The organism is Nocardia sp. NPDC047654, from assembly GCF_043205035.1.
Classification (GTDB): Bacteria; Actinomycetota; Actinomycetes; order Mycobacteriales; family Mycobacteriaceae; genus Nocardia.
In genome coordinates, this window is record NZ_JBIDDF010000013.1 from 102,617 (window position 1) to 124,564 (window position 21,948).

A 21,948-nucleotide genomic window follows, 5' to 3' on the forward strand; every position below is an offset into this window, starting at 1 on the left:
ACCATCTCTGATCGGTATCGAGGTCGTGTCACTGCGACTTCGGTTTGCGCCCGGCCTGCTCCAGCGCCAGACGCAGCGCGTACTCGATCTGGGCGTTGATACTGCGCAGGTCGTCGGCCGCCCACTTCGCGATGGCGTCGTGAACGGCCGGGTCCAGGCGTAGCAGCAGTTTCTTGCGCTCAGCCATGGGCCGTCCGCCTCACGAGTACAGCGAACCGGCGTTGACGACGGGCTGGGTGGCGCGATCACCGCACAGCACGACGAGCAGGTTCGACACCATCGCCGCCTTGCGTTCCTCGTCCAGTTCCACCACGCCCTGCTGGGCGAGCCGCTCCAGCGCCAAGCCGACCATACCGACGGCGCCCTCGACGATCCGGGTCCGCGCGGCGACCACCTGGGCGGCCTGCTGGCGGACCAGCATGGCCTGGGCGATCTCGGGCGCGTAGGCGAGGTGGGTGATCCGCGCCTCCAGGACTTCGATACCCGCCATCTCGGTGCGGTCACGCAGTTCGACGGTCAGCTCCTCGGCCACTTCGGCGCCGTCGCGCAGGCTGGTGCGGTCCGCTTCGTGCGCGTCGTAGGGATGTGTCGTGGCGAGGTGCCGGACGGCGGCTTCGGACTGGGTCTCGACGTACTCCTCGTAGTCGTCGACGGCGAAGGCGGCCTTGAAGCTGTCCACCACCCGGTAGACGACCACCGCGGCGATCTCCACCGGGTTGCCGTCGGCGTCGTTGACCTTGAGCTTCTGGGTCTCGAAGTTCCGCACGCGCAGCGAGATGCTCTTGCGATCGGTCAGCGGGAGTACCGAGAAGAAACCCGGCTCGCTCACCGAGCCGATGTAGCGGCCGAAGAATTGCACCACTTTGGCCTCGTTCGGGTTCACCACGGTCAAGCCGGTCGCCGCCAGCAGCAAGACGACGACCACGACGATCGCCGCCACCGCGCCGACCACGGCGACGGCGTTGTCGTGCCGGGCGCCCACGACGAAGCCGAGCACCGCGGCGCCGCCGAACAAGAGGGTGAGCAGGAACCACCCCAGCAGCACCAGGAAACCGTTGACGTGGAACGCGGGTCGAAACTGCATGACATCCTCCGAATATCAAAGTGATATCACGAAGATAGCATGACGCCGCCGCGCCAGACCAGGCGCGGCGGCGGGACATCACCCGGCGTGCGGCCGGATGTTGCGGTTGAAGCGGAACAGGTTGCGCGGATCGTGCCGGGCCTTGAGCGCGGCCAGCCGGGCGTAGGTGTCGGGCCGATAACCCGCGCGGGTCTGCGCCTCGTCCGCGTCGGCGCCCGCGCCGTAGAGGAAATTGAGGCTGTGGCCCAGCGTCCACGGCGTCAGCGCCGCACGGATGCCGGCTCGGGCCGCGGCGCCATCCGGGCCGGTGATGATCCGCACGATGTAGGCGGCTTCGCGATGGTCCACCGCGATTCCGGCGTCGCTCGCACGAGCCAGCGCGCCACCGAGATGACGGACGTCGACAACCGCTCCGGCGCCGGATTCCGGCCCCGCGACCTCGACCAACGCCGCGGCCGTCTCCTCGGTGAACTCGCCGAGCAGTGCGTTCGTGGCGGCGTAGGCATGCGGGTGGTCGGGGTCGCTGTGAATGGTGTGCGACTCGGTGTACGGCATCGCGCGCAGGTCGTCCTTCAGTCGTTCCCCGACCGCCCGCAGCGGTGCGACCAGACGTTCACCTTCCTCGGCGAGACCGCTGTAGGCGATGCGGATCGAGGCGACGTACCGCCCGCGCATCGGTGCGGGTACCTGCGGGATGTCCGGGAAGGCGAGCATGCTCACCGTCGAGGTCAGTTCTTCCGGCACGGTCGCGGTCCAGCGCCGCCACGCCTCCAGCGCCCGCTCGACCAGCGGCGTGTCGAACACGAGCTGTCCGCCGTACACCGTCGTGACCGGGACCAGCCCGACCTCCAGCGCCGTCACCACGCCGAAGTTGCCTCCGCTGCCGAGGACAGCGCCGAACAGCTCGTCGTCCGGTGTCAGCCTGCGCACCCGGCCGTCGGCGGTGACCAGCTCGATCGTCCGCACGTGCTCGGCGGCGTACCCGAACTGCCGCGCGAGCAGCCCGACTCCCCCGCCGAGCAGGTAGCCCACCACACCGACCGACGGCGACGAACCGTTCAACGGCGCGAGCCCGTGCTCGGCCGCGGCCTCGACCAGCGCGCCCGCACGCACCCCCGCGCCGACATGCGCGGTCCGGCGGGCCGGATCGATCCGGATGCCGGTCATCCGCCGCGTGCTGATCAGCACGCCGCCGTCCGTGGCGACGGACAGGCCGTGGCCGGTGGCCTGCACGGCGATCGGCAGCTCGCGGCGCGCGGCGTACTCCACGGCGGCGCGCACATCCTCGGCGTGCACGGCGCCGACGATCACCTCCGGCCGGTGTGTGTAGGCGGTCTGGAAGCCGGCGATCTCCGCGTCATAACCCTCGTCGCCCGGACGGAAGACCGGACCGGTGAAGATGTCGGCGTTTTCCTTGGCTTCTGCGGCGTTGTTTCCCATGACTTCGACCCTGCTGCACGAGCGGGAAGAAGTAAAACAGATAGTTCTTCTTATTCCTATAATGGTTGCTTATGGAATTGCGGCAGCTGCGCTACTTCGTCACGGTCGCCCAGGAGGCGAGCTTCACTCGCGCGGCGGCTCGGCTGCACTTGGCCCAGCCCGGGCTCAGCGCGCAGATCCGGCAATTGGAGCGCGAACTCGGCCACCCGTTGCTGGACCGTGGCGGGCGCACGGTGACTCCGACCGAGGTCGGCGCGGCCGTCCTCGCGCACGCGCGGGCGGCGCTGGCCGCCGCCGAGCGGATCACGCACACGGTGGACGAGTTCACCGGCTTGCTGCGCGGTCAGGTGCGGGTCGGGCTGATCTCCGGGGCGGCGGTCGAGGAATTCGACGTCGCCGCCGTGCTCGCCGATTTCCACCACGACCACCCGCAGATCGGTATCAGCCTGACCGAGGACACCTCCGAGCGGATGCTCGCCGCGCTCGGCCGCGGTGAGCTGGATATGGCCCTGGTCGGGATGACCGGCGCCGAACTCGATCCGGCCATCGGCATCGAAGTGGTGCTGGAGACGGCGGTGGTGGCCGCGGTGGCGGCGGCGGATCCCGGCTACGGCGACGAGGTCGCGCTCACCGCGCTGCGGGATCACCCGCTGATCTGCCTCACGCCGGGCACCGGCATTCGCGGCGTCTTCGAGCGAGCCTGCGCGGCGGCCGGATTCGAGCCGGGCATCGCCTACGAGGCGGCGGCGCCCGCCCTGCTGCTGCGCCTCGCCGCACGCGGTCTCGGCGTCGCCGTCGTCCCCGCACTCACCGCCGAGGAGGCCGCGGCTTTCGGGGTGCGGACCGTCCGCATCGTCGAGCCGGAACTGCGCGGGCGCCTGGCGCTGGCCTGGCGCACCGACCGTCCCGCGAGCCCGGCGGCCAAAGTGCTGCTCGGGCAACTGCGCATCGCCCTGCGCGCCGACGCGTGAGCCGGCTCAGAGCAGGCGCGAGAGGAACGCCTTGGTGCGCTCGTGCCGCGGATCGGCCAGTAGCTCCCTGGGCACTCCCGCTTCCACGACCACCCCGCCGTCCATGAAGACCAGCTGATCGGCGACCTCGCGGGCGAAGCCCATCTCGTGGGTCACCACGACCATCGTCATGCCCGAGCGGGCGAGTTCCCGCATGACCGTGAGGACCTCCCCGACCAGCTCCGGATCCAGCGCGGAGGTCGGCTCGTCGAACAGCATGAGCTTGGGGTCCATGGCCAGCGCACGGGCGATCGCCACGCGCTGCTGCTGACCGCCGGACAGCTGCGCCGGGTAGGCGTTCGCCTTGTCCGCCAGGCCGACCCGGTCCAGCAGTTCCCGCGCCCTGGTCACCGCGTCCGCCTTGCGCAGCTTCTTCACCTGGGTGGGCGCCTCGATGACGTTCTCCAGCGCGGTCCGGTGCGGGAACAGGTTGAAGTGCTGGAACACCATGCCGATCTCGCGGCGCTGCTTGGCCGCGTCGCGCGGGTGCATCTCGTAGAGCTTGCCGTTCTTCTCCCGGTAGCCCACGATCTCGCCGTCGACGTAGAGCCGGCCCGCGTTCACTTGTTCCAGGTGATTGATGCAGCGCAGGAAGGTGGACTTGCCCGAGCCGGACGGCCCGATCAAGCACAGCACCTCGCCGCGGCCCACCTCGAGGGACACGCCCTTGAGCACCTGCAGCGCGCCGAAGTTCTTGCAGACCCGATCCGCGACGATCATCGGAGCAGCGGTGGCCTTCTCGACATTCACGCTCATTTCGCCTTCTCCACCTGCTGAGCGTCGGCGAGTTCCTGCAGCTGCTTGCCGGTCAGCCTGCGGGAGACGCCGCGCGAGTAGTAGCGCTCCAAGTAGTACTGCCCGACCATGAGCACACTCGTGATGGCCAAGTACCAGGTGGCGGCGACCAGCAGCAGCGGGATGGGCTGGAAGTTCACGCCGTAGATGTCGCGCGCCCGGCCGAACAGATCGGTGCTCAGCGGGATGCCGGTGACCAGCGAGGTGGTCTTCAGCATGCCGATGAGCTCGTTGCCGGTCGGCGGGATGATCACGCGCATGGCCTGCGGCAGCACCGTGCGGCGCATGGTCTGGCCCCACGACATGCCGAGGGCGAACGACGCCTCCCGCTGCCCCTCACCGACCGAATTGATTCCGGCCCGGACGATTTCGGCCATGTAGGCGGCTTCGTTGAGACCGAGGCCGAGCACCGCGAAGGCGAACGCGGCCTGCAGGTGCTGCACGTCGAACTCGAAGAACTGCGGCCCGAACGGAACGCCCAGGTGGATCTGCCGGTACAACGAGGGGACCAACCCCCAGAACACCAGCTGCACGAACACCGGGGTGCCGCGGAAGATCCAGAGATACACCCACGCCGTGCTCCGCAACACCGGATTCGGTGACAGCCGCATGACGGCGAGTGTGGTCCCGAGCGCGACCGCCATCGCCATCGCGCACACGGTCAGTTCCAGCGTCACGATGGCGCCCGCGGTGATCCGGGTGTCGAACAGGTATTTCCCGTAGGTATCCCAGCGATAGGCCGGGTTCGTCGCGGCGCCGTAGACGAACAGCGCCACCAAGACGAGGATGACCGCCGCCGCTATCCAGCGTCCCGGCCTGCGCAGCGGAACCGCTTTGATCGGCTCCGGCTCCCGCGCCTGATCCGCTCCGCCGGGCCCGGGATCGCCGGGCGCCGGCCGAGTGTCGTCGTCCGCCATCGATCAGCTCACAGCGCCGTTGACGACGGACTTGGTGATGGCGCCTTCCTGGACGCCCCAGTTCTTCGTGATCTCGAGGTACTTGCCGGTGTCGATCAGGTGCTGAACCGCTTTCTGCAGCACGGCGGCCAGCGGCGCGCCCTTGGGCACCGCCCAGCCGTAGGGCGCGGAGTCGAACACCGGGCCCGCGTTCTCGATCTTGCCGTCGCTCTGCTTGATCGCGTACGCCGTCACCGGGGAGTCGGCCGACATGGCGTCGACCTGGCCGAGCACCAGCGCGTTGGTCGCGGCGCTCTGCTCGTCGAACGGCTTGATGTCGATGCCGGGTTTGCCCTCGGCGACGCACTTGGCGCTCTTGGCGGGCACCTCCTCGGTGTGTTCCACCGTGGTGGCCTGCACGGCGACCTTCTTGCCGCAGGCGTTCTCCGGGTCGACCGGCTTGCCCTTCTGCTGGGCCCACTGGACGCCAGCGTTGAAGTAGGTGGTGAAGTCGACCTGCTGCTCGCGTTCCTTGGAGTCGGTGATCGACGACATGCCCACGTCGTAGGTACCGGCCTGGATCGAGGGGATGATCTTCTCGAAGGCCGACTCGACGTATTCGGCCTCGACGCCGAGCACGGAGGCCACGGCGTCCATCAGATCCACGTCGAAGCCGACGATCCGGCCGCTCGCGTCCTTGTACTCGTTCGGCTGATAAGGGATGTTCACGCCGACGGCGAGCTTGCCGGACTGCTTGATCTTGTCGGGGAGTTGCGCGGCGATCTCGTCGACTTTATCCACCTGCACCTTGGCCGCCGAGGGTCCGGTGTCCTCGGTGTTCGTAGTACAGCCCGTCAGCACCAACGCACCCGCGGCGAGCGCACCCATGGTGGCTCGCAGGGCGCGCCTGCCGAGAAACGAACGATCAGACACAACAGCCCTCCACATTTCGGCTCCACGAAACCCGGGCGTCACCACCCGTTTGGCAATCTAAGCGAACAGGGCGCTCCGCGCTGGACAGTAATGCAACAGCAACACGACCGGGCCCGCCGTTCGATGCCGGTTCACCGGCGGGACACCCTACCCTCCCGGTCGCTGACCTGCGAACTCAGGACCGGGCGCGGGCCGTGCGGCGCTCCGGGCGAGCGAACGCCGACGGCTTACGGATGACCGGCTGCCGCTACCGGCGGTGCACCCTGGCGCACACCTGCTCGGTGAACTCACTGGTGGAGGCGAGCCCCCCGAGGTCGGCGGTGGCGATGCCCGCCTCGAAGGTCGCGGCCACGGCCCGCTCGATGCGCTCACCCGCGCGCGCCAAGGTCACCTCGGCGTCCCTGGTCGCCAGCCAGCGCAACAGCATCGCCGACGACAACTGCAACGCCGCCGGGTTCGCCCGGTTGTGCCCGGCCAGCGACGGCGCAGCGCCGTGCACCGCCTGGGCCATCGCCGTGGTGGCCGAACAGTTCAGCGACGCCGCCAGCCCGAGCGATCCGCTCAATTCCCCGGCCAGGTCGGACAGGATGTCACCGAACAGGTTCTCGGTGACCAGTACGTCGTAGTCGGCGGCGGCTCGAACCAGGTGCGCGGCCGCCGCGTCGACGTGTTCGTCGTCCACCTCGATCCCCGGATACGCCCGGCCGACCTCGTGGCAGACGTCGCGGAACAGCCCCATCGTCAACGGCAGGACATTGGCCTTGTGCACGATGGTCACCCGCTTGCGCCGTGTCGCGGCCAGCCGGAACGCCTCGTGCGCGATCCGCTCGCAGGCCGCACGGGTCACCAGCCCCACCGACATCGCGACGTCCGGCGTCGGCCGGAACTCCCCCGACCCGGCGAACATGTTGCGGTCGGCGTAGAACCCTTCGCTGTTCTCCCGGACGATCACCAGGTCGATGTCCGGCGCCGCGGCGTGCACACCGGCGAAGGCCCGCGCGGGACGGATGTTGGCGTAGAGGCCGAAATGCTTGCGGATCAGGCCGCCGGGCGCGACGCGATGTTCGGCCGGATAGGACGCGTTGTCGTGCGGGCCGAGAATCCACGCGTCCACCCCGGCCAGCTCCTCGAGCGTCTGCTCGGGCAGCGGGGTGCCGAACTCGGCGATGGCGCGGTGCCCCATGAGCAGCGGCACCCATTCGACCGGCGGGGCTCCCGCGGCGGCCAGCGCCTCGTCGACCACCTGCCCGGCCGCTCGCACCACCTCGGGGCCGATACCGTCGCCATCGATCAGGCCGAGCCGCAGCGCCCGGTTCCGGCGGAGTTGGTTCGCGTCGTTCACCGCAACATCCTCCCGCCCACCCGCCCGGCTGCCCGAAGCGGCCCGCGGACACGCCGATCGCGGTTACCTTCGGAGACCATGGTGCAGTCGGTCGAACTACTCCTCGACGAGGCCGCCGACACCGAGATCCGCAGGCAGTGGCAACTGCTCGCGGAGGCCGGTGTGCGGAGCCTCGCCGCGCGCACCGACGAGTCCAATCGTCCGCACATCACCGCCGCGGTGGCAAAGCAGATCTGGCCGCGCATCGAGCAGGCGCTCGACGAGCAGATCTTCGCGCCGATCCCGGTACGGCTCGGTGGTGTGGTGGTCTTCGGTGCGCGCCGCTGCATCCTGGTGCGGTTGGTGGTTCCGACCGAGGCACTGCTCACCCTGCACCGCCGAATCTTCCACACGATCTCCCCGTGCCCCGGCGTGCCTGCCAACGTGCAACCGGACGGGTGGACCCCACACATCACCCTGGCCAGGCGGGTGCCGCCGCACCAACTCGGCGAGGCGATCCATGCCGTCGCCAGGGACCGGGATTTTCCGGCGACCGTGCTGGGTATCCGTCGATGGGACGGGGATCAGCGGCGCGAGTGGCCGGTCGGCCGGATCCGCCGTGGAAGATAACCGGAGCAGCCCGCGTTGTAGCAGGCACACCGAAACGAGAGGACGTCATGGCCACCCAGACGCTGACCCAGCAGAACTTCGACGAGGTAGTCACCGGAAACGACGTGGTACTCGTCGATTTCTGGGCCGATTGGTGCGGTCCGTGCAAGAGTTTCGCACCGACTTTCGAGGCCTCCTCCGACAAGCACCCCGACGTGGTGCACGGAAAGGTCGACACCGAATCCGAGCAGGGCCTCGCGGCGGCCGCGAACATCCGCTCCATTCCGACGATCATGGCTTTCCGGGAGGGCGTGCTGGTGTTCGCGCAGCCCGGCGCGCTGCCGCCCGCGGCGCTCGAGGATCTGGTGAGCCAGGTCAAGGCGCTGGACATGGACGAGGTGCGCAAGCAGATCGCCGAGCAGCAGCAGGCCGCGGAGTAGCAGACCTACGGTGGACCACGCGGCGCGACAGGTATTGCGCCGCACCGGTGTCGATTCGGGCCCGGGTACAGACACGCGAAAGCGGCAGTCCGTATCCGGGCCCGCTCCACGTCTGGTGCCGGTCAGCGTCCCGACCGCGGGGCGACGTGCTGCCGCCCCGCGGTCGGGACGCCGGATCTCAGGACACGCCGAGCAGGTTGACGCCCGCGATCATGGCGCGGACCGTCGACTCGGCGCTGTCGTCCGCGATCGCCGCGCCCCAGCCGCGCCTGCCGTTGCATTCGCACTGCACGAACGTGGCGGTGCCCTCCGCGGTGCGCCGCTGGTGGAATTGCAGGATCTCGACGGGATAGCCCTCCTCGTAGAGGGCCGAGGTCATCGCCGCGACGGGGCTGCCGGTGGCGATGACGGTCCGCAGATGGCCTGCGAACTCCAGCGTGGCGGTGAACTCCGCGGTCCTGGCGCCCGCGGGAGACCATTCGCCGAGGCGGATCGGACCGCCGTGCGCACAGTAGCGGCTGTGGAACTCCGCCGAGGTCAGCCCGGCCGCTTCGGCACGTAGGGCCTTGGGAGCGGCGGCGTGGAACAGGTCTGTATCAAGAGTCAGGATGGTCATTGAAAGTAGGTCTTCCCGGAGAATGTCGTGGCTCAGTTGACAGAGGGGACCAGCACTAACAAGTGGAAAAGCCCGCAGCGAGGGGGCCGGCCCGGATCAGACCCCGCTACGGCGGGCTACTACGAGAACTCGGGGACGCGGCGCCACCGTCGCGGTGAGCGGAAGTAGCTCGGCGCGAACCTCGGACTCGGAGGCGGTAGCCTGCGCAGCCACGGAGGACCCGATGAGCGACGCCGAAAGCAGAGCGCTGTCGCGGTCTGCGACGGTGAGCGCTGCACTGCGGCGGTCGGCGGGATTCGGCACGGCATCGAGAATAGGGACATCGCGGCGCAATAGCAACCACATCCGATGCCCGATTTGTCTACTGACGAGTACCATCCCTGCAGTTCAGGACGTTGCGGCCGGTACGAGGGTAGCGTCGGTGACATGGGTCTCCTGATGGCCATGACCATTCCGGGTCTGGCGGTGCTGCTCATCCTCCTGGCCTTCGCCGAAGTGGCCTGGAACAGGCTCACCGGCAGCCGAGCGCTGCCCTGGACCCGCACGCGGTCGGGTCGCCCCGTGGCGGCCGCGGGCTTCGAGGAGGTCACGGCAGTCTTCCAGGGCGGCAAACACCACGAGTTCGAGCAGCGCCTGACGACGCTGATGCACCGGGAGGACCCCTCCGACGGCGCGCCGCCGCGCGACGAGGTGGACCTCACGGCAGGTTCGGCGCGCCTCGTGCCGCACCAGCTCTCGTGAAACACGCCACAACACAGTGAGATCCGGAGATTCTCACCCGGATCTCACTGCGGTAGTGAGGAATTCGCCTTACTGACGGCGAAGGACCTCGTTCAGTTTGCCGGTGGCCACGTCGAACACGAAACCGCGGATCGAGTCCTTGTGCGGCACGAACGGGCTGGCGACGATGCGCGCGATCGATTGGCGCACATCGGTTTCCAGGTCGGAGAACGACTCCGCCGACCAGTCCGGCTTGATGCCGGTCTCCTCCTGGATGCTCGCCTTGAAGTCGTCGTCGGTGAAGGTGAGCATGCCGCAATCGGTGTGGTGGATCAGGATGATCTCCCTGGTCCCGAGCAGTCGCTGACTGATCGCCAGCGAGCGGATCTCGTCGGAGGTGATCACGCCGCCCGCGTTGCGGATGACGTGCGCCTCGCCCTCGGCCAGGCCGAGGGCGCCGTAGACGTTCAGCCGCGCGTCCATGCACGCGACCACGGCCACGCCCTTCGAGGGCGGTAGCGGCAGCGGGCCTCGGAAGGTGCTCGCGTAGGCCGCGTTGTTCTCCAGGTACTCATCGGTGACAGTCATGGGCCATCCCCTGCGCTCGGTATGCGTGAATCCCTCGGTACGACCAGCCCCACGGTAGGTGGCCGCGCGGCACGGGACATCCGTCCCGTTCACCGTGATTCGTTTACTTGCACGCGGCGGCCCGATGGTAGCTCTCCGGATGCCGGATGCCGGGCCCCTGCGGTCGGGCCCGGCATGTCCTCCTGCGCTGCGCCGGTCAGTGCGCGGCGGAGTCCCAGCTGTGGCCGACGCCGACCGATACCTCCAGCGGCACGGAAAGGGCGATGGCGGCGGACATCTGCTCGCGTGCCAGCGCCTCGAGCGTCTCTCGTTCCCCGTCGGCGACCTCGAACAGCAGTTCGTCGTGGATCTGCAACAGCATCCTGGAGCGCAGCCCCGCCTCGCGCATCGCCCGGTGCACGTTGATCATCGCCACCTTGATGATGTCGGCCGCGGTGCCCTGGATCGGGGCGTTGAGCGCCATCCGCTCGGCCGATTCCCGGCGCTGCCGGTTGCTGGAGTCCAGATCGGGCAGGTAGCGGCGGCGGCCGAACAGCGTCTCGGTGTAGCCGACCTTGCGCGCCTGCTCCACCACCTCGTAGAGGTAGTCACGGATGCGGCCGAAGCGGGCGAAGTAGACCTCCATCTGCTCCTTCGCCTCGGTGGTGCTGATCTTCAGCTGCGCGGACAGGCCGTAGGAACTCAACCCGTAGGCCAGGCCGTAGGACATCGCCTTGATCCGGCGGCGCAGTTCCGGGCTCACTTCGGAGATCGGGATGTCGAACGCTTTGGATGCCACGAAGGTGTGCAGGTCCTCACCGGAATTGAACGCCTCGATCAGTCCCTCGTCCCCGGACAGGTGCGCCATGATCCGCATCTCGATCTGGCTGTAGTCGGCGGTCATCAGCGACTGATAGCCGGAGCCGACCACGAAGGTGTCGCGGATCTGCCTGCCGGTGTCGGTGCGGATCGGGATGTTCTGCAGGTTCGGTTCCGTCGAGGACAGCCGCCCGGTGGCCGCGATCGTCTGGTTGAACGTGGTGTGGATGCGGCCGTCGTCGGCGACGCATTTGAGCAGGCCGTCGACGGTGACCTTGAGGCGGGTGGCGTCGCGGTGCGTGAGCAGATGCTCCAGGAACGGGTGCTGGGTCTTCTCGTACAGCGACTCCAGCGCGTCCGCGTCGGTGGTGTAGCCGGTCTTGGTGCGCTTGGTCTTCGGCATGTCCAGCTCGTCGAACAGCACCACCTGCAACTGCTTGGGCGAGCCGAGGTTGATCTGCTTGCCGATCACCTCGTAGGCCGCCTCGGCCGCCTCGGCCACCCGGTCGGCGAATTGCCGCTGCAGCGTCGCGAGCTGGTCGGTGTCCACCGCGATGCCCGCCTCTTCCAAGGTGGACAGCACACCCAGCAGCGGCAGTTCCATCTCCGCCAACAGCGGGGTGGCCTCGATCTGGGCCAGCTCCCCGTCGAGCGCGTCGGCCAGGTCCGCGACGGCACGCGCGCGCAGCATCTGCGCCCGCGCCAGCTCGGCGTCGACGGCGTCCTCTTCGTCGAGCAGCGACAGCTGCGCGGTCTCGCCGGTCTCGGCGCGCAACTCCCGGTGCAGGTAGCGCAGCGACAGGTCGTCGAGGTTGAACGTGCGCTGGCCCGGGCGGACCAGATACGCCGCCAGCGCGGTATCACTGGCCAGCCCGCCGAGGGTCCAGCCGCGGCCGCGCAGCGCGTGCACGGCGGCCTTGGCCTCGTGCAGCGCCTTCGGCGTCGCCGGGTCGGCGAGCCAGGCGCCCAGCGCGGCCTCGTCCTCGGGGGTGAGCACGGTGACGTCGATGTAACCGCTCTCGCCGTCGCCCGCCGCGATGGCCAGCGCGCGGACGTCGCCACCGGCCGGGGAGCCCGTGCCGAGAATCGAGACACCGTGGCGCACACCGGATTTCGCGTGCTCGGCGAGCCAGTCCGCGACCGCGCCGATCTCCAGCGCGCCGCCGCTGATCTCGAAGCCCGCCTCCGCCTCCGGCTCCGGCGGCGCCAGCGTCTCGAACAGCCGGTCGCGCAGCACGCGGAATTCGAGGTCGTCGAACAGCTGATGGATCTTCTCGCGGTCCCACGGCCCCTGCGCCAGCTGGTCGGGGGTGTAGGGCAACGGCACGTCCCGCATCAGCTCGGTGAGCTGCCGGTTGAGCACCACACTGCTCAGGTTCGCCCGCAGCGCGTCACCGACCTTGCCCTTCACCTGATCGACCTTCTCGACCAAGGTGTTCAGGTCGCCGTACTCGCGGATCCACTTGGCGGCGGTCTTCTCCCCCACGCCCGGGATACCGGGCAGGTTGTCGCTCGGGTCGCCGCGCAACGCCGCGTAATCGGGGTACTGGTTGGGCGTGAGGCCGTATTTCGCCATCACCTCGTCCGGGGTGAACCGGGTCAGGTCGGAGACGCCCTTGCGCGGGTACAGCACCGTGACGTTCTCGTTCACCAACTGGATGGAGTCCCGGTCGCCGGTGACGATCAACACACGGAAACCAGCGGCCGTCGCCTGTGTGGTGAGCGTGGCGATGAGGTCGTCGGCCTCGAAGCCCTCGATCGCCATCACCGGGATGCCCAAGGCACCCAGCACGTCCTTGGTGAGTTCCACCTGGCCGCGGAACTCGTCCGGGGTGGCGCTGCGATTGGCCTTGTACTCCGGGTACGCCTCGGCGCGGAAGGTCTGGCGCGAGACGTCGAACGCCGCGGCCACGTGCGTAGGCTTCTCGTCGCGCAGCAGGTTGATCAGCATCGCGGTGAAGCCGTAGACCGCGTTCGTGGTCTGGCCGGTGACCGTCTTGAAGTTCTCCGCAGGTAGCGCGAAGAACGCGCGATAGGCGATCGAATGCCCGTCCAGCAACAGCAACGTCGGCCGGTCTCCCGAGCCGGGATCGCCGGAGCCGGACGCGGGGGCAGGACGCGGAGCGGTCGTGGGTGAACTCACGCCCCAGAGTCTAGGGACCGGCACCGACAGGGCGATACGCCGACACCCGGCTGACCGACGGCCGGCGGCGCGGCGATCCCACCCGCGGCCCGATCGGTACGTGGACCGCTCATTCACCCCTCGCCGTGCGGGTTGAAATGCGATGATAGAGACAGATTTCCATAAGGAGCCGCCATGAAATCGCCCGCCGAGTTTCCCCCGGTTTCCGCTCCGGCGTCCGCGCTCGACCTGGCCTTGGAGCGATTGCACGCTCCGCGAGCCGAGGACTCCGCGGCTTACGCCCACAGTTCGAACGGACGCGCGGTCACCGTCGTCCGCGCTCCACGACAAGACCGATAATCCGGATACATAGATGTCGGCGGATCTGCCGGGGCCGGGTTTCTCCTCGGCTCCGTCGCGGCCGACCGGAGGATCCCGTCCGTTACGTGAGTTCATTCTCAAGGTTCAGTCCCGGTGCAATCTGGACTGCGACTACTGCTACGTCTATCACTTGGCGGATCAGTCGTGGCGCGACCAACCGCGCGGTATGGCACCGGAAATCGTCGCCGCCATCGGCGACCGCATCGCCGAACACGCCCGGACACACGATCTGGACAGTGTGACGGTCCGGCTACACGGTGGAGAACCTCTGCTCGCAGGCCCTGACTACCTTGTGCGGATCGTCGATGAGCTGCGCCACCGAGTGGCGCCCACCCGTGTCGTGGCTTCGGTTCAGACCAACGGCGTGCGGCTGGACGCGGTGGCCGCCGACCGTCTGATCGCAGCCGATATCGGCATCGGGATCAGCCTGGACGGAGACCGGAAGGCCAACGACCTCCACCGGCGTTTCCGTAACGGCAGGTCCAGCTACGACACGGTGGTGGCGGCGATCGAGCTCATGCGCGAGCCGGACCGGAGCGCGTATTTCAGCGGCGTCCTCTGCACCATCCAGCTCGAGGCCGATCCGCTCGACGTCTGGCGGGCTCTGCGGGATAGGAATCTGCCGGCGGTCGATTTTCTGCTCCCGCACGGCACATGGGAGAACCCGCCCCCAGGCCTGGTTCCCGGCGACGGTCGTACTCCGTACGCCGACTGGCTGATACCCATCTTCGACGAGTGGTTCGACGCGGCCGAATGTCCCTGCGGCGTGCGTATGTTCGAGGATTTGGTGCATCTGGTGCTCGGTGGCACCGAAAGCTACGAATCGTTCGGGCTGGATCCGGTGGCGCTCGTGGTCATCGAGACCGATGGTTCATACGAGCAGGTGGACAGCATGAAAGCCGTGCACGACGGCGCGGCGGCCACCGGCCTGCATGTCCTGCGGCACGCACTCGACGACGTGCTGCGATTACCGTCCTTCGTAGCCAGGCAGCAGGGAATCGACGCGCTGTCGCCCATCTGTCACTCCTGCGCACACCACCGGATCTGCGGTGGCGGCCTCTACCCCCATCGGTATCGGCCGGAGAACGGGTTCGGCAATCCGTCCGTCTATTGCGTCGACCTGTACGCCTTGATCACTCATATAGAGCAGCGGGTTGCCGACGGCTTGGCGCGGCGCGGGACCTCACTCGCCGCAGTCCGCGCCACCCGCAGGAGGCAGCAGCCCTAGCTCCCGTGCCCATCCTCCGAATCGACCCCCAGGTCGCGCAGGCGCGCGCGCACCTCGTCGGCGCGGGGTGAACCCGATTCCACGTAAACGGCCAATGCCTGGAGCAGCGCGCTCTGCGCGCCGACCTGGTCGCCGAGCGACCGCCGGGTCTCCCCCAGGGCGTAGAGGGTTTCCGCCTCCCCGAAACGGTCGCCGCTCATCCGCCGTACCGCCAGCGCCTCTTCGTAAGTATCCGCGGCCTCCCCGTACCGGAGCATGGCCTGCAGGGTGGTACCCAGGTCGTGCAGTACGTTGCCCTCGGTGTGCGAGTCGATGCCATGACAGGCCGCGAGGGCATCCCGGTAGAGCAGTTCCGCCGCCGGGTAGTCCCCATGATCGAAGCGCGCACCGGCGAGGACATCTCGCAGCACGATCGCTTCGTTGCGCCGATCGCCGATCGCGCGCCAGATCGCGAGGGCCTGTTCGCCCAGCTCGCTGGCATAGTCGGGGCGGTCGAGCTCGCGCGCGGCCTCCCCGAGGTTCCCCAGCGCCATGCCCTCGCCGATCCGGTCGCCGATCTGCCGGTTGATACGCAGCGACTGCTCGTACGCCGACCGCGCCTCCTCGATGCGGCCGACCTCCACCAACGCGCCACCCAAACTGGTCAGGCACCACTGCTCGGCGAAGGCGTCGCCCGCCTCCCGCGCCGCGGTCACGGCGAGTTCACTGGTCGCCAGCCAATCGTCGTGGTGACGCCGGATCTTGTAAAAAGTCACCGCGGCCAGCGCCAGCCGCCATGCGACGTCCGGCATACCGTCCGTACCGGCGGCCCGTATCGCCGCGATCAGGTTGGCTCTCTCGCTATCACACCACTTCAGCGCATTGTCGTAGTCGCCGAACTCGGTGGTCGGAGTGCCGGGGCCGGGCGGCTCGAGCGGCACATGCCGACGCAACGGCGCCAGCAATCGGTCGGCGGCGTCCACGGTATGCGCGTACCAGTCGAGTTCCCGAGCCAGCGCAGCGTGACGCTCTCCGTCGGGCTCGTCTTCCGCAGCTCGCTCTGCCGCGTACTCCCGCAGCAGGTCCAGCAATCGGTAACGATTGCGGGACAGGCGCTCCAGCACACTGAATGCCACGAGGGAGTCCAGGGTTCGGCGGGCTCGATCCGCCGGAGCACCCAGCAGCGCCGCCGCAGCCGTGGTGCTGAATTCATCGCCCGGATGCAAACCGAGAAGCCGGAATGCGCGGCGGAGATCATGGGGCAGATTCCGGTAAGACCAGGAGAACACCATCCGTACCTCCGATGTCGGATCACCGTCCACACCGGCCAGTGCGTCCAGCCGGTTCCGTTCGTTCGACAGCTCGGCCGCGAGCTCACCCAAGGTCATGCCGGACACGGCGGCATGCTCCGCAGCGAGCTTCAGCGTCAGCGGCAGATGCCCGCACATCCGTGCGATCTTCTCCGCCGCGGCGCTGTCCTCCGAGCCGGTCGCGGTCCTCAGCAACGTCTCGGCGTGGGCCTGCATCAGTGGCCGTAACACCAGCCTGCTCGCATCGTCCCGTACCACCAGCCCGGACAACGGACTTCGTGACGTGATCACGGTCGCGCAGCAGGGCGGCGGCAGCAGCGGCCGCACTTGTTCCGGAGTCAAGGCATTGTCGATGACCACCAGCACGCGCCGCCCATCGAGCAGCGCGCGGTAGCGCTGCGCCAGCCGTTCCACGTCCAGCTCCGGGTCCCCCTGCGCGGTGTCGTCGAGGGTCCGCACGAAACGATCCAGGGCCTCGTAGGCCGTCGATGCCGGCATCGCGCTGTACCCGTGCAGATCCAGATACAGTTGCCCGTCCGGGAAGTCCGCGCGCAGCGCGTGCGCCACCCGGATGGCCAGCGTCGACTTGCCGACACCGGGCGGACCGCTGATGATGCCGATCGAGCGCGCGCACGTTCCGTCACCGCGCAGCAGCGCGGTCAGCCAGGCGCTGTCCTCGGCGCGATCGGTGAAACCCGATGCGGCGGCCGGTAATTGACGTGGGCGAGGTCTCGAAGCCGGCGCCGCGACAGGGCCGCGCATCGCGTCGTCGAGCATCAGCTGGGCGATCGCATGCGTCAGCGCCGCGTCCAGCTCGCCCGGGTCGGCGACGCGGGCGATCGTCAGCCCGGAGTCGAGCAGCCGAGCGTGGAACGCGAGCTGGCGGGCGTCGGCCGGCCGGGGTGATTCGTCCGCGACCAAGAACACCAGTCTGCGTTTGCCCGCCGCTGTGGCGGTGTCGAACTCGAGTTCGGTGTAAGAGCGTGACGGATCATCGGGCACCGGCGAGCCGTAGTTGCTCCCGATGATCCCGACGTACAGATCGGCGAGACCGACCAGCTCCGCGCACACCTGCGCAGGTGGCCGGCCATCGGCGGCGAAGTACTTCATGTCCACCGGCGCATGCCGGAACCTTTTCACCGCTTCCTCGGCCGAGGTGATCCAGGAACGTCCACTCGTCTCGGACCGGAGATCACGAGTGTGACTCAAGAACACCCGCCACGGCCGTCCGACCGCTGTCACCTGTCAACGGTAACCCGCGGCACGCGGTCATCGCCCGGAAAAGCTTCAGCGGACCAAAGCGGCCTGTGCTCCCGGGCATCGGGAGCACAGGCCGCGCTGGTGAAGACGCCTATCCCACGCCCAGATACGCCGATTTCACCGCGGGATCGGTGAGCAGTTCCGCACCGCGGCCGGTTTTGGTGACCTCACCGGTCTCCATGATGTAGGCGCGGTCGCTGCGGGCCAGCGCCTGCTGGGCGTTCTGCTCCACCAGCAGCACCGTGGTGCCCTGCTGGTTGATCTCGCTGATGATCCGGAAGATCTGCTGGATCACCATGGGCGCCAGGCCCATCGACGGCTCGTCGAGCAGCAGCAGCCGCGGCCGTGCCATCAGCGCGCGGGCGATGGCGAGCATCTGCTGCTCACCACCGGAGAGCGTGCCGCCCACCTGCTTACGCCGCTCGAGCAGCCGGGGAAACAGTTCGAACACCCACTCCAGCGTCCGGTCGTACTCGGTCTTCTGCTTGAAAACCCTTCCATAGCAACCCATGTCGAGGTTCTCCTGCACCGTCATACCGGGGAACACGCCCCGGCCCTCCGGCGCCTGGATCAGCCCGTGCGTCACCCGCTCGTGCGCCTTCATCCGGGTGATGTCGCGGCCCTCGAACATGATCCGGCCGCGGGTCAGCGGCAGCAGCCCGGACATCGCGCGCATCGACGTCGTCTTGCCCGCGCCGTTGGCGCCGAGCAGGGTGACCAGCTCGCCCTCGGCGACGGTCAGCGAGATCCCGTGCAGCGCCTGGATCCTGCCGTAGTTGACGACCATGTCCTCGACTTCGAGCAGCGGGGCTCCCCCTCCGGCGCCCGCGGGCTCGCGCGTCGCCTCGTGCACCGGCTCGGTGACCGCCGTCTTGCCGAGCGGCACCGCTGCGGGCTCCGGATCCGACGGCGACACGTCTTCGCCGTCTTCCGTTGCGGAAGACCCGGATTCGCTCACCTCGGTATCCGGCACGCCGAGATACGCGGCAATCACAGCGGGGTTGTCCCGGATGTCCCCGGGCAGCCCGTCGGCGATCTTGCGGCCGAACTCGAGCACCACGATCCGGTCGGTCACGCCCATGACCAGCCGCATGTCGTGCTCGATCAGCAGCACGGTGAACCCGTCGTCGCGAATCTTGCGGATCAGATCCATGAGCGCGGACTTCTCACTCGGATTGAACCCGGCCGCGGGCTCGTCCAGGCACAGCAGTTTCGGCTCGGTGGCCAGCGCGCGGGCGATTTCCAGGCGACGCTGGTCGCCGTAGGACAGATTGCGCGCCTTCTCCACCGCGCGCGGGGCGATGCCGACGAACTCCAGCAGCGCCATGCCGCGCTCGATGGCGTCGCGTTCCTCACGCCGATGCCGCGGCGTGCGGAACACCGCGCCGGGCACCGAGGTCCGGTGCCGTGCGTCGGTGCCGACCACGACGTTCTCCAAGGCGGTCATCTCGCCGAAGAGCCGCACGTTCTGGAACGTGCGCGCGATGCCGAGGCGGGTGATCGCGTTGCGCTTGGTCTTGGTCAGGGGCTTGCCGTCGAAGTACACCAGCCCGGAGGCGGGCTGGTAGACACCGGTGATCGCGTTGAAGCAGGTGGTCTTGCCCGCGCCGTTGGGCCCGATGAGACCGAGGATCTCGCCGCGGCGGATCTCGAAACTCACCTGGTCCAGGGCGGTGAGACCGCCGAACCGCACCGTCAGGCCCTCGGTGCGCAGCAGCGGCTCGCCCACCGCGGTCTCGATATCGCGATGCGGCGCGACGACTTCCGCGACGGTCTCGGCGTCGGCGAGGTCCGGGATCACCTGGGTGACGTCGACCGTGCCCGCCGACTCCGGCTGCGGTTCGGCCACGTAGCCCGCGGCCATGTCCTCGTTGTCGAACAGCGCGTCGCCCGCGCCCGGCCCGGTCATCGTCCCGCTCCGATCGGCTCGGCGGCGACCGGTCTGCGCACGGCCAGATACACCTGCCTGCCGTAGGTGAGCAGCTTCTGGCGCACCGGGAACAGACCCTGCGGACGCAAGATCATCATCACCACCAACGCGATACCGAAATACAGATATTTGAGGTCGCCCAGTGACTGCGCGCCGCCCTTGCGGAACAGCAGCACGCTGCCGAGCAACAGCAGCGCCAGCACGCCGGTCACCACCATGCCGGTGATCACGCCGCGCCGTGGCCAGACGCTCAGCCTGTCGGCCCACAACCGCCAGGCGACGATCAGCGCGACGAACACCGCGACATCGATCGCCAGCAGGACATAACCGGTCGACTCGTTGCTGACCAGGTTCACCGACTGCAGCCGCGCGGGCAGGTAGGCGATGACGAACGCGCCGAAGATCACCCCGAGTTTGTTGCCCTGCCCACCGATGACCACCGCGCACAGGAACAGCATCGAGTTGATGATGTTGAAGCCGGTGGGGTTGATGAACTGCACCTGCCCGGCGTAGATCGCGCCGGACATGCCGCCCACCGCGGCGCCGATCATGAAGGCCCACAGCTTGAATTTGAACGTCGGCACGCCCATGATCTCGGCCGCGTCCTCGTCCTCGCGGATGGCCACCCAGGCGCGGCCGACCCGGCTGCGCTCCAAGTTGCCGACCACCAGCAGCACCACGACGACCAGCGCCATGCCGAACCAATACCAGTAGGTGCCGTAGCTGGCGCGGTCGAGGAGGTTGACGCTGTCGGGGTCGCCGCTGTTGCCGCCGGAGAACACGCCCTCCGGTTTGCTCGCGGATTCGCCCACGTGCGGGTAGGCCACACCCGACAGGCCGAGGCTGCCGTTGGTGATCTCGGTGAGGTTCTCGGCGAGCAGGCGGACGATCTCACCGAAGCCGAGAGTCACGATCGCCAGATAGTCGCCGCGCAGTCGCAGCGTCGGCGAACCGAGGATCAGGCCCGATACCGCGGTCACCGCCACCGCGATCGGCAGGCAGGCCAGCCATGCCCACTTCGGATCGAGCCAGCCGCCGTCGGTTTGGTTCCACGGGCTGTTGGGGCTGGTGAGCAGGCCGACGGTGTAGGCGCCGACGGCGTAGAAACCGACGTAGCCCAGGTCGAGCAAACCCGCCTGCCCGACCACCACATTGAGGCCGATGGCCAGCAGCGCGTACATCGCGACCTGCGCCATCACCAGGCCGAAGTTGTAGGAGGGGGTGTTCAGCAGCGGCGGCGGGAACAGCGGCAGCAGCGCGAGCAGCAGCAGGATCGGGACGCCGACGCCCCACTGCGCGGGCCTGCTCAGGCCGTCCCACCAGGTGCGGATCGCATCGCCGAGGCCGCGGCGCGCGGTGTCCGGCGCGGACGCCGTCTTGGTCGTGTCGGTCATGCGCGCGCCCTTCCGAGACTCTCGCCGAGGATGCCGGTCGGGCGAACCATCAGTACCAGGACCAGCACCACGAACGCGACCACGTCGCGCCACTCGGTGCCGAAGAGGATCTGGCCGTATTGCTCCACCACACCGAGCAGCAGGCCGCCGAGCAGCGCACCGCGCAGATTGCCGATACCGCCGAGCACCGCGGCGCTGAACGCCTTGATGCCGAGGACGAACCCGCCGGAGTAGATGATCCCGTTCGGGATCTTCAGCGTGAACAGCATCGCGGCCGCGCCCGCGAGCACGCCGCCGATGAGGAAGGTCAGCATGATCACCCGTTCGCGCGAGACGCCCATCAGCGTCGCGGTGTCCGGGTCCTGGGCCACGGCCCGGATGCCGCGGCCGAACTTCGTTCGGTTGATCAGCACCTCGGTGGCGATCGCCAGCACCACCGCCGCCGCGACGATCAGCAGCATGATGTTGGTGACGTCCGCACCGCCGAAACTGAACTGAATGGTCGGCTCGACCAGCCGGATCGGCTGCTGAGCGTTGGTGCCACCGAGATCGGGGCGCAGCTTCGGCAACACGAAGTGCACCAGCTCCTGCAGCACGAACGACATGCCGATCGCCGTGATGAGAAAGGCCAGCGGTTTCGCGCCCCGTCTGCGCAGGGGCCGGTAGGCCACCCGCTCCAATCCGACGGCCGCGCCGCCGGATACCAGCATGCCCACGATCATCGCCAAGCCCAGATAGACGACGGTGAGCACCACACCCTGGGTGTAGACGTCCGGACTCGCGACGAATCCGAAGATCATCAAGCCGATCAATTGCCCGAACAACCCGAGCATGAAAATTTCCGAATGGGCGAAATTGATCAGCCGCAATACGCCGTAGACCAAGGTGTAGCCCACGGCGACCAACGCATAGATGGCGCCGTATGTCACGCCGTCGACGGTCAGTCGCCAGAAACTGTCGACCAACCCCTCGTAGTTGAAGTCGATCGAACCGGCAGCGAGTTGAATCCCACCGGCCGATAGCGTTTGTTTCATTGATTTCTGCCCCTCATCCTTTCGCCCACCGAACAACGGCACGTACGGGGATTCGGATGA

At 68.3% G+C, this 21,948-nt stretch carries 19 protein-coding genes and 1 pseudogene; 5 read left to right on the forward strand and 15 right to left on the reverse strand.

What is annotated here, in order from left to right:
- Nucleotides 1-28 precede the first annotated feature (28 nt).
- The 3 genes from ACGF7Y_RS27020 to ACGF7Y_RS27030 form a co-directional block, all read right to left on the reverse strand.
- Nucleotides 29-187, reverse strand: a complete 159-nt coding sequence (locus ACGF7Y_RS27020; RefSeq protein WP_168434213.1) for a toxin-antitoxin system HicB family antitoxin — start codon at nucleotides 185-187, stop codon at nucleotides 29-31.
- A gap of 12 nt (nucleotides 188-199) precedes the next feature.
- Nucleotides 200-1,084 (reverse strand): SPFH domain-containing protein, encoded by an 885-nt coding sequence (locus ACGF7Y_RS27025; RefSeq protein ID WP_393238148.1) that lies wholly within the window; start codon nucleotides 1,082-1,084, stop codon nucleotides 200-202.
- A gap of 78 nt (nucleotides 1,085-1,162) precedes the next feature.
- The gene (locus ACGF7Y_RS27030; RefSeq protein WP_393238150.1) at nucleotides 1,163-2,524 is read right to left on the reverse strand and encodes an FAD-binding oxidoreductase; all 1,362 of its coding nucleotides are present in this window, start codon (nucleotides 2,522-2,524) and stop codon (nucleotides 1,163-1,165) included.
- A 71-nt stretch (nucleotides 2,525-2,595) separates the two neighbouring features.
- Here ACGF7Y_RS27030 and ACGF7Y_RS27035 point away from each other — a divergent pair, with 71 nt between their 5' ends.
- Nucleotides 2,596-3,495, forward strand: a complete 900-nt coding sequence (locus ACGF7Y_RS27035; protein WP_393238153.1) for a LysR family transcriptional regulator — start codon at nucleotides 2,596-2,598, stop codon at nucleotides 3,493-3,495.
- A 6-nt stretch (nucleotides 3,496-3,501) separates the two neighbouring features.
- Here ACGF7Y_RS27035 and ACGF7Y_RS27040 read toward each other — a convergent pair whose 3' ends face one another.
- From ACGF7Y_RS27040 to ACGF7Y_RS27055, 4 genes are all read right to left on the reverse strand, one after another.
- A complete protein-coding gene (locus tag ACGF7Y_RS27040; RefSeq protein ID WP_393238432.1) occupies nucleotides 3,502-4,254 on the reverse strand; it encodes an amino acid ABC transporter ATP-binding protein in 753 nt (250 codons plus the stop codon).
- Nucleotides 4,255-4,286: 32 nt separating this feature from the next.
- A complete protein-coding gene (locus tag ACGF7Y_RS27045; protein ID WP_393238156.1) occupies nucleotides 4,287-5,246 on the reverse strand; it encodes an amino acid ABC transporter permease in 960 nt (319 codons plus the stop codon).
- Between the two features lie 3 nt (nucleotides 5,247-5,249).
- On the reverse strand, nucleotides 5,250-6,113 hold the full coding sequence (locus tag ACGF7Y_RS27050; protein ID WP_393238435.1) for an ABC transporter substrate-binding protein: 864 nt from the start codon (nucleotides 6,111-6,113) through the stop codon (nucleotides 5,250-5,252).
- 292 nt (nucleotides 6,114-6,405) lie between these two features.
- On the reverse strand, nucleotides 6,406-7,500 hold the full coding sequence (locus tag ACGF7Y_RS27055; RefSeq protein ID WP_393238159.1) for an isocitrate/isopropylmalate dehydrogenase family protein: 1,095 nt from the start codon (nucleotides 7,498-7,500) through the stop codon (nucleotides 6,406-6,408).
- 78 nt (nucleotides 7,501-7,578) lie between these two features.
- Between ACGF7Y_RS27055 and ACGF7Y_RS27060 the strand changes: the two genes are divergently transcribed.
- Complete coding sequence (locus ACGF7Y_RS27060) at nucleotides 7,579-8,109, forward strand: 2'-5' RNA ligase family protein (protein ID WP_393238162.1); 531 nt, start codon at nucleotides 7,579-7,581, stop codon at nucleotides 8,107-8,109.
- Between the two features lie 47 nt (nucleotides 8,110-8,156).
- Nucleotides 8,157-8,528, forward strand: coding sequence for a thioredoxin (gene trxA, locus ACGF7Y_RS27065; RefSeq protein WP_357041719.1), 372 nt, complete (start codon nucleotides 8,157-8,159; stop codon nucleotides 8,526-8,528).
- A gap of 178 nt (nucleotides 8,529-8,706) precedes the next feature.
- Here trxA and ACGF7Y_RS27070 read toward each other — a convergent pair whose 3' ends face one another.
- On the reverse strand, nucleotides 8,707-9,144 hold the full coding sequence (locus tag ACGF7Y_RS27070; protein ID WP_393238165.1) for a 2-keto-3-deoxygluconate kinase: 438 nt from the start codon (nucleotides 9,142-9,144) through the stop codon (nucleotides 8,707-8,709).
- 426 nt (nucleotides 9,145-9,570) lie between these two features.
- Between ACGF7Y_RS27070 and ACGF7Y_RS27075 the strand changes: the two genes are divergently transcribed.
- The gene (locus ACGF7Y_RS27075; protein ID WP_393238168.1) at nucleotides 9,571-9,885 is read left to right on the forward strand and encodes a DUF6191 domain-containing protein; all 315 of its coding nucleotides are present in this window, start codon (nucleotides 9,571-9,573) and stop codon (nucleotides 9,883-9,885) included.
- 69 nt (nucleotides 9,886-9,954) lie between these two features.
- Here the strand turns inward: ACGF7Y_RS27075 and ACGF7Y_RS27080 are convergent, their stop codons facing one another.
- Together ACGF7Y_RS27080 and polA are read right to left on the reverse strand one after the other, a co-directional pair.
- On the reverse strand, nucleotides 9,955-10,452 hold the full coding sequence (locus ACGF7Y_RS27080) for a beta-class carbonic anhydrase (RefSeq protein ID WP_393238171.1): 498 nt from the start codon (nucleotides 10,450-10,452) through the stop codon (nucleotides 9,955-9,957).
- A 196-nt stretch (nucleotides 10,453-10,648) separates the two neighbouring features.
- Nucleotides 10,649-13,393 carry a DNA polymerase I gene (gene polA / locus ACGF7Y_RS27085; protein WP_393238174.1) on the reverse strand — a complete coding sequence of 915 codons (2,745 nt, stop codon included), beginning with the start codon at nucleotides 13,391-13,393 and terminating at the stop codon, nucleotides 10,649-10,651.
- A gap of 352 nt (nucleotides 13,394-13,745) precedes the next feature.
- Here polA and ACGF7Y_RS27090 point away from each other — a divergent pair, with 352 nt between their 5' ends.
- Entirely contained in the window at nucleotides 13,746-14,981 is a 1,236-nt protein-coding gene (locus ACGF7Y_RS27090) for an FxsB family cyclophane-forming radical SAM/SPASM peptide maturase (RefSeq protein ID WP_393238177.1), read from the forward strand.
- On the opposite strand, the gene ACGF7Y_RS27095 is transcribed toward ACGF7Y_RS27090, so the two are convergent.
- From ACGF7Y_RS27095 to ACGF7Y_RS27115, 5 genes and pseudogenes are all read right to left on the reverse strand, one after another.
- Nucleotides 14,978-17,512, reverse strand: a complete 2,535-nt coding sequence (locus tag ACGF7Y_RS27095) for a tetratricopeptide repeat protein (protein WP_393238180.1) — start codon at nucleotides 17,510-17,512, stop codon at nucleotides 14,978-14,980. The two genes, ACGF7Y_RS27090 and ACGF7Y_RS27095, sit on opposite strands and share 4 nt — an antisense overlap.
- Nucleotides 17,513-17,621: 109 nt before the next feature.
- Nucleotides 17,622-18,317: an ABC transporter ATP-binding protein gene (locus ACGF7Y_RS27100; protein ID WP_393238438.1), complete on the reverse strand. Its 696-nt coding sequence runs from the start codon at nucleotides 18,315-18,317 to the stop codon at nucleotides 17,622-17,624.
- Between the two features lie 213 nt (nucleotides 18,318-18,530).
- Nucleotides 18,531-19,439 (reverse strand): annotated as a pseudogene (locus ACGF7Y_RS27105) (ABC transporter ATP-binding protein); the annotation flags it as partial.
- Nucleotides 19,436-20,854 (reverse strand): branched-chain amino acid ABC transporter permease, encoded by a 1,419-nt coding sequence (locus ACGF7Y_RS27110; RefSeq protein WP_393238183.1) that lies wholly within the window; start codon nucleotides 20,852-20,854, stop codon nucleotides 19,436-19,438. The pseudogene ACGF7Y_RS27105 and the gene ACGF7Y_RS27110, both read right to left, overlap by 4 nt.
- On the reverse strand, nucleotides 20,851-21,888 hold the full coding sequence (locus tag ACGF7Y_RS27115; RefSeq protein WP_393238186.1) for a branched-chain amino acid ABC transporter permease: 1,038 nt from the start codon (nucleotides 21,886-21,888) through the stop codon (nucleotides 20,851-20,853). Before ACGF7Y_RS27115 ends, ACGF7Y_RS27110 begins: the two co-directional genes overlap by 4 nt.
- Between the last annotated feature and the right edge of the window lie 60 nt (nucleotides 21,889-21,948).

Coding starts and splice junctions, on each gene's coding strand:
- ACGF7Y_RS27020 (WP_168434213.1), bottom strand. CDS start 187: ATGGCTGAGCGCAAGAAACTGCTGCTACGCCTGGACCCGGCCGTTCAC.
- ACGF7Y_RS27025 (WP_393238148.1), bottom strand. CDS start 1,084: ATGCAGTTTCGACCCGCGTTCCACGTCAACGGTTTCCTGGTGCTGCTG.
- ACGF7Y_RS27030 (WP_393238150.1), bottom strand. CDS start 2,524: ATGGGAAACAACGCCGCAGAAGCCAAGGAAAACGCCGACATCTTCACC.
- ACGF7Y_RS27035 (WP_393238153.1), top strand. CDS start 2,596: ATGGAATTGCGGCAGCTGCGCTACTTCGTCACGGTCGCCCAGGAGGCG.
- ACGF7Y_RS27040 (WP_393238432.1), bottom strand. CDS start 4,254: ATGATCGTCGCGGATCGGGTCTGCAAGAACTTCGGCGCGCTGCAGGTG.
- ACGF7Y_RS27045 (WP_393238156.1), bottom strand. CDS start 5,246: ATGGCGGACGACGACACTCGGCCGGCGCCCGGCGATCCCGGGCCCGGC.
- ACGF7Y_RS27050 (WP_393238435.1), bottom strand. CDS start 6,113: ATGGGTGCGCTCGCCGCGGGTGCGTTGGTGCTGACGGGCTGTACTACG.
- ACGF7Y_RS27060 (WP_393238162.1), top strand. CDS start 7,579: ATGGTGCAGTCGGTCGAACTACTCCTCGACGAGGCCGCCGACACCGAG.
- trxA (WP_357041719.1), top strand. CDS start 8,157: ATGGCCACCCAGACGCTGACCCAGCAGAACTTCGACGAGGTAGTCACC.
- ACGF7Y_RS27070 (WP_393238165.1), bottom strand. CDS start 9,144: ATGACCATCCTGACTCTTGATACAGACCTGTTCCACGCCGCCGCTCCC.
- ACGF7Y_RS27075 (WP_393238168.1), top strand. CDS start 9,571: ATGGGTCTCCTGATGGCCATGACCATTCCGGGTCTGGCGGTGCTGCTC.
- ACGF7Y_RS27080 (WP_393238171.1), bottom strand. CDS start 10,452: ATGACTGTCACCGATGAGTACCTGGAGAACAACGCGGCCTACGCGAGC.
- ACGF7Y_RS27090 (WP_393238177.1), top strand. CDS start 13,746: ATGTCGGCGGATCTGCCGGGGCCGGGTTTCTCCTCGGCTCCGTCGCGG.
- ACGF7Y_RS27100 (WP_393238438.1), bottom strand. CDS start 18,317: ATGGTCGTCAACTACGGCAGGATCCAGGCGCTGCACGGGATCTCGCTG.
- ACGF7Y_RS27110 (WP_393238183.1), bottom strand. CDS start 20,854: ATGACCGACACGACCAAGACGGCGTCCGCGCCGGACACCGCGCGCCGC.
- ACGF7Y_RS27115 (WP_393238186.1), bottom strand. CDS start 21,888: ATGAAACAAACGCTATCGGCCGGTGGGATTCAACTCGCTGCCGGTTCG.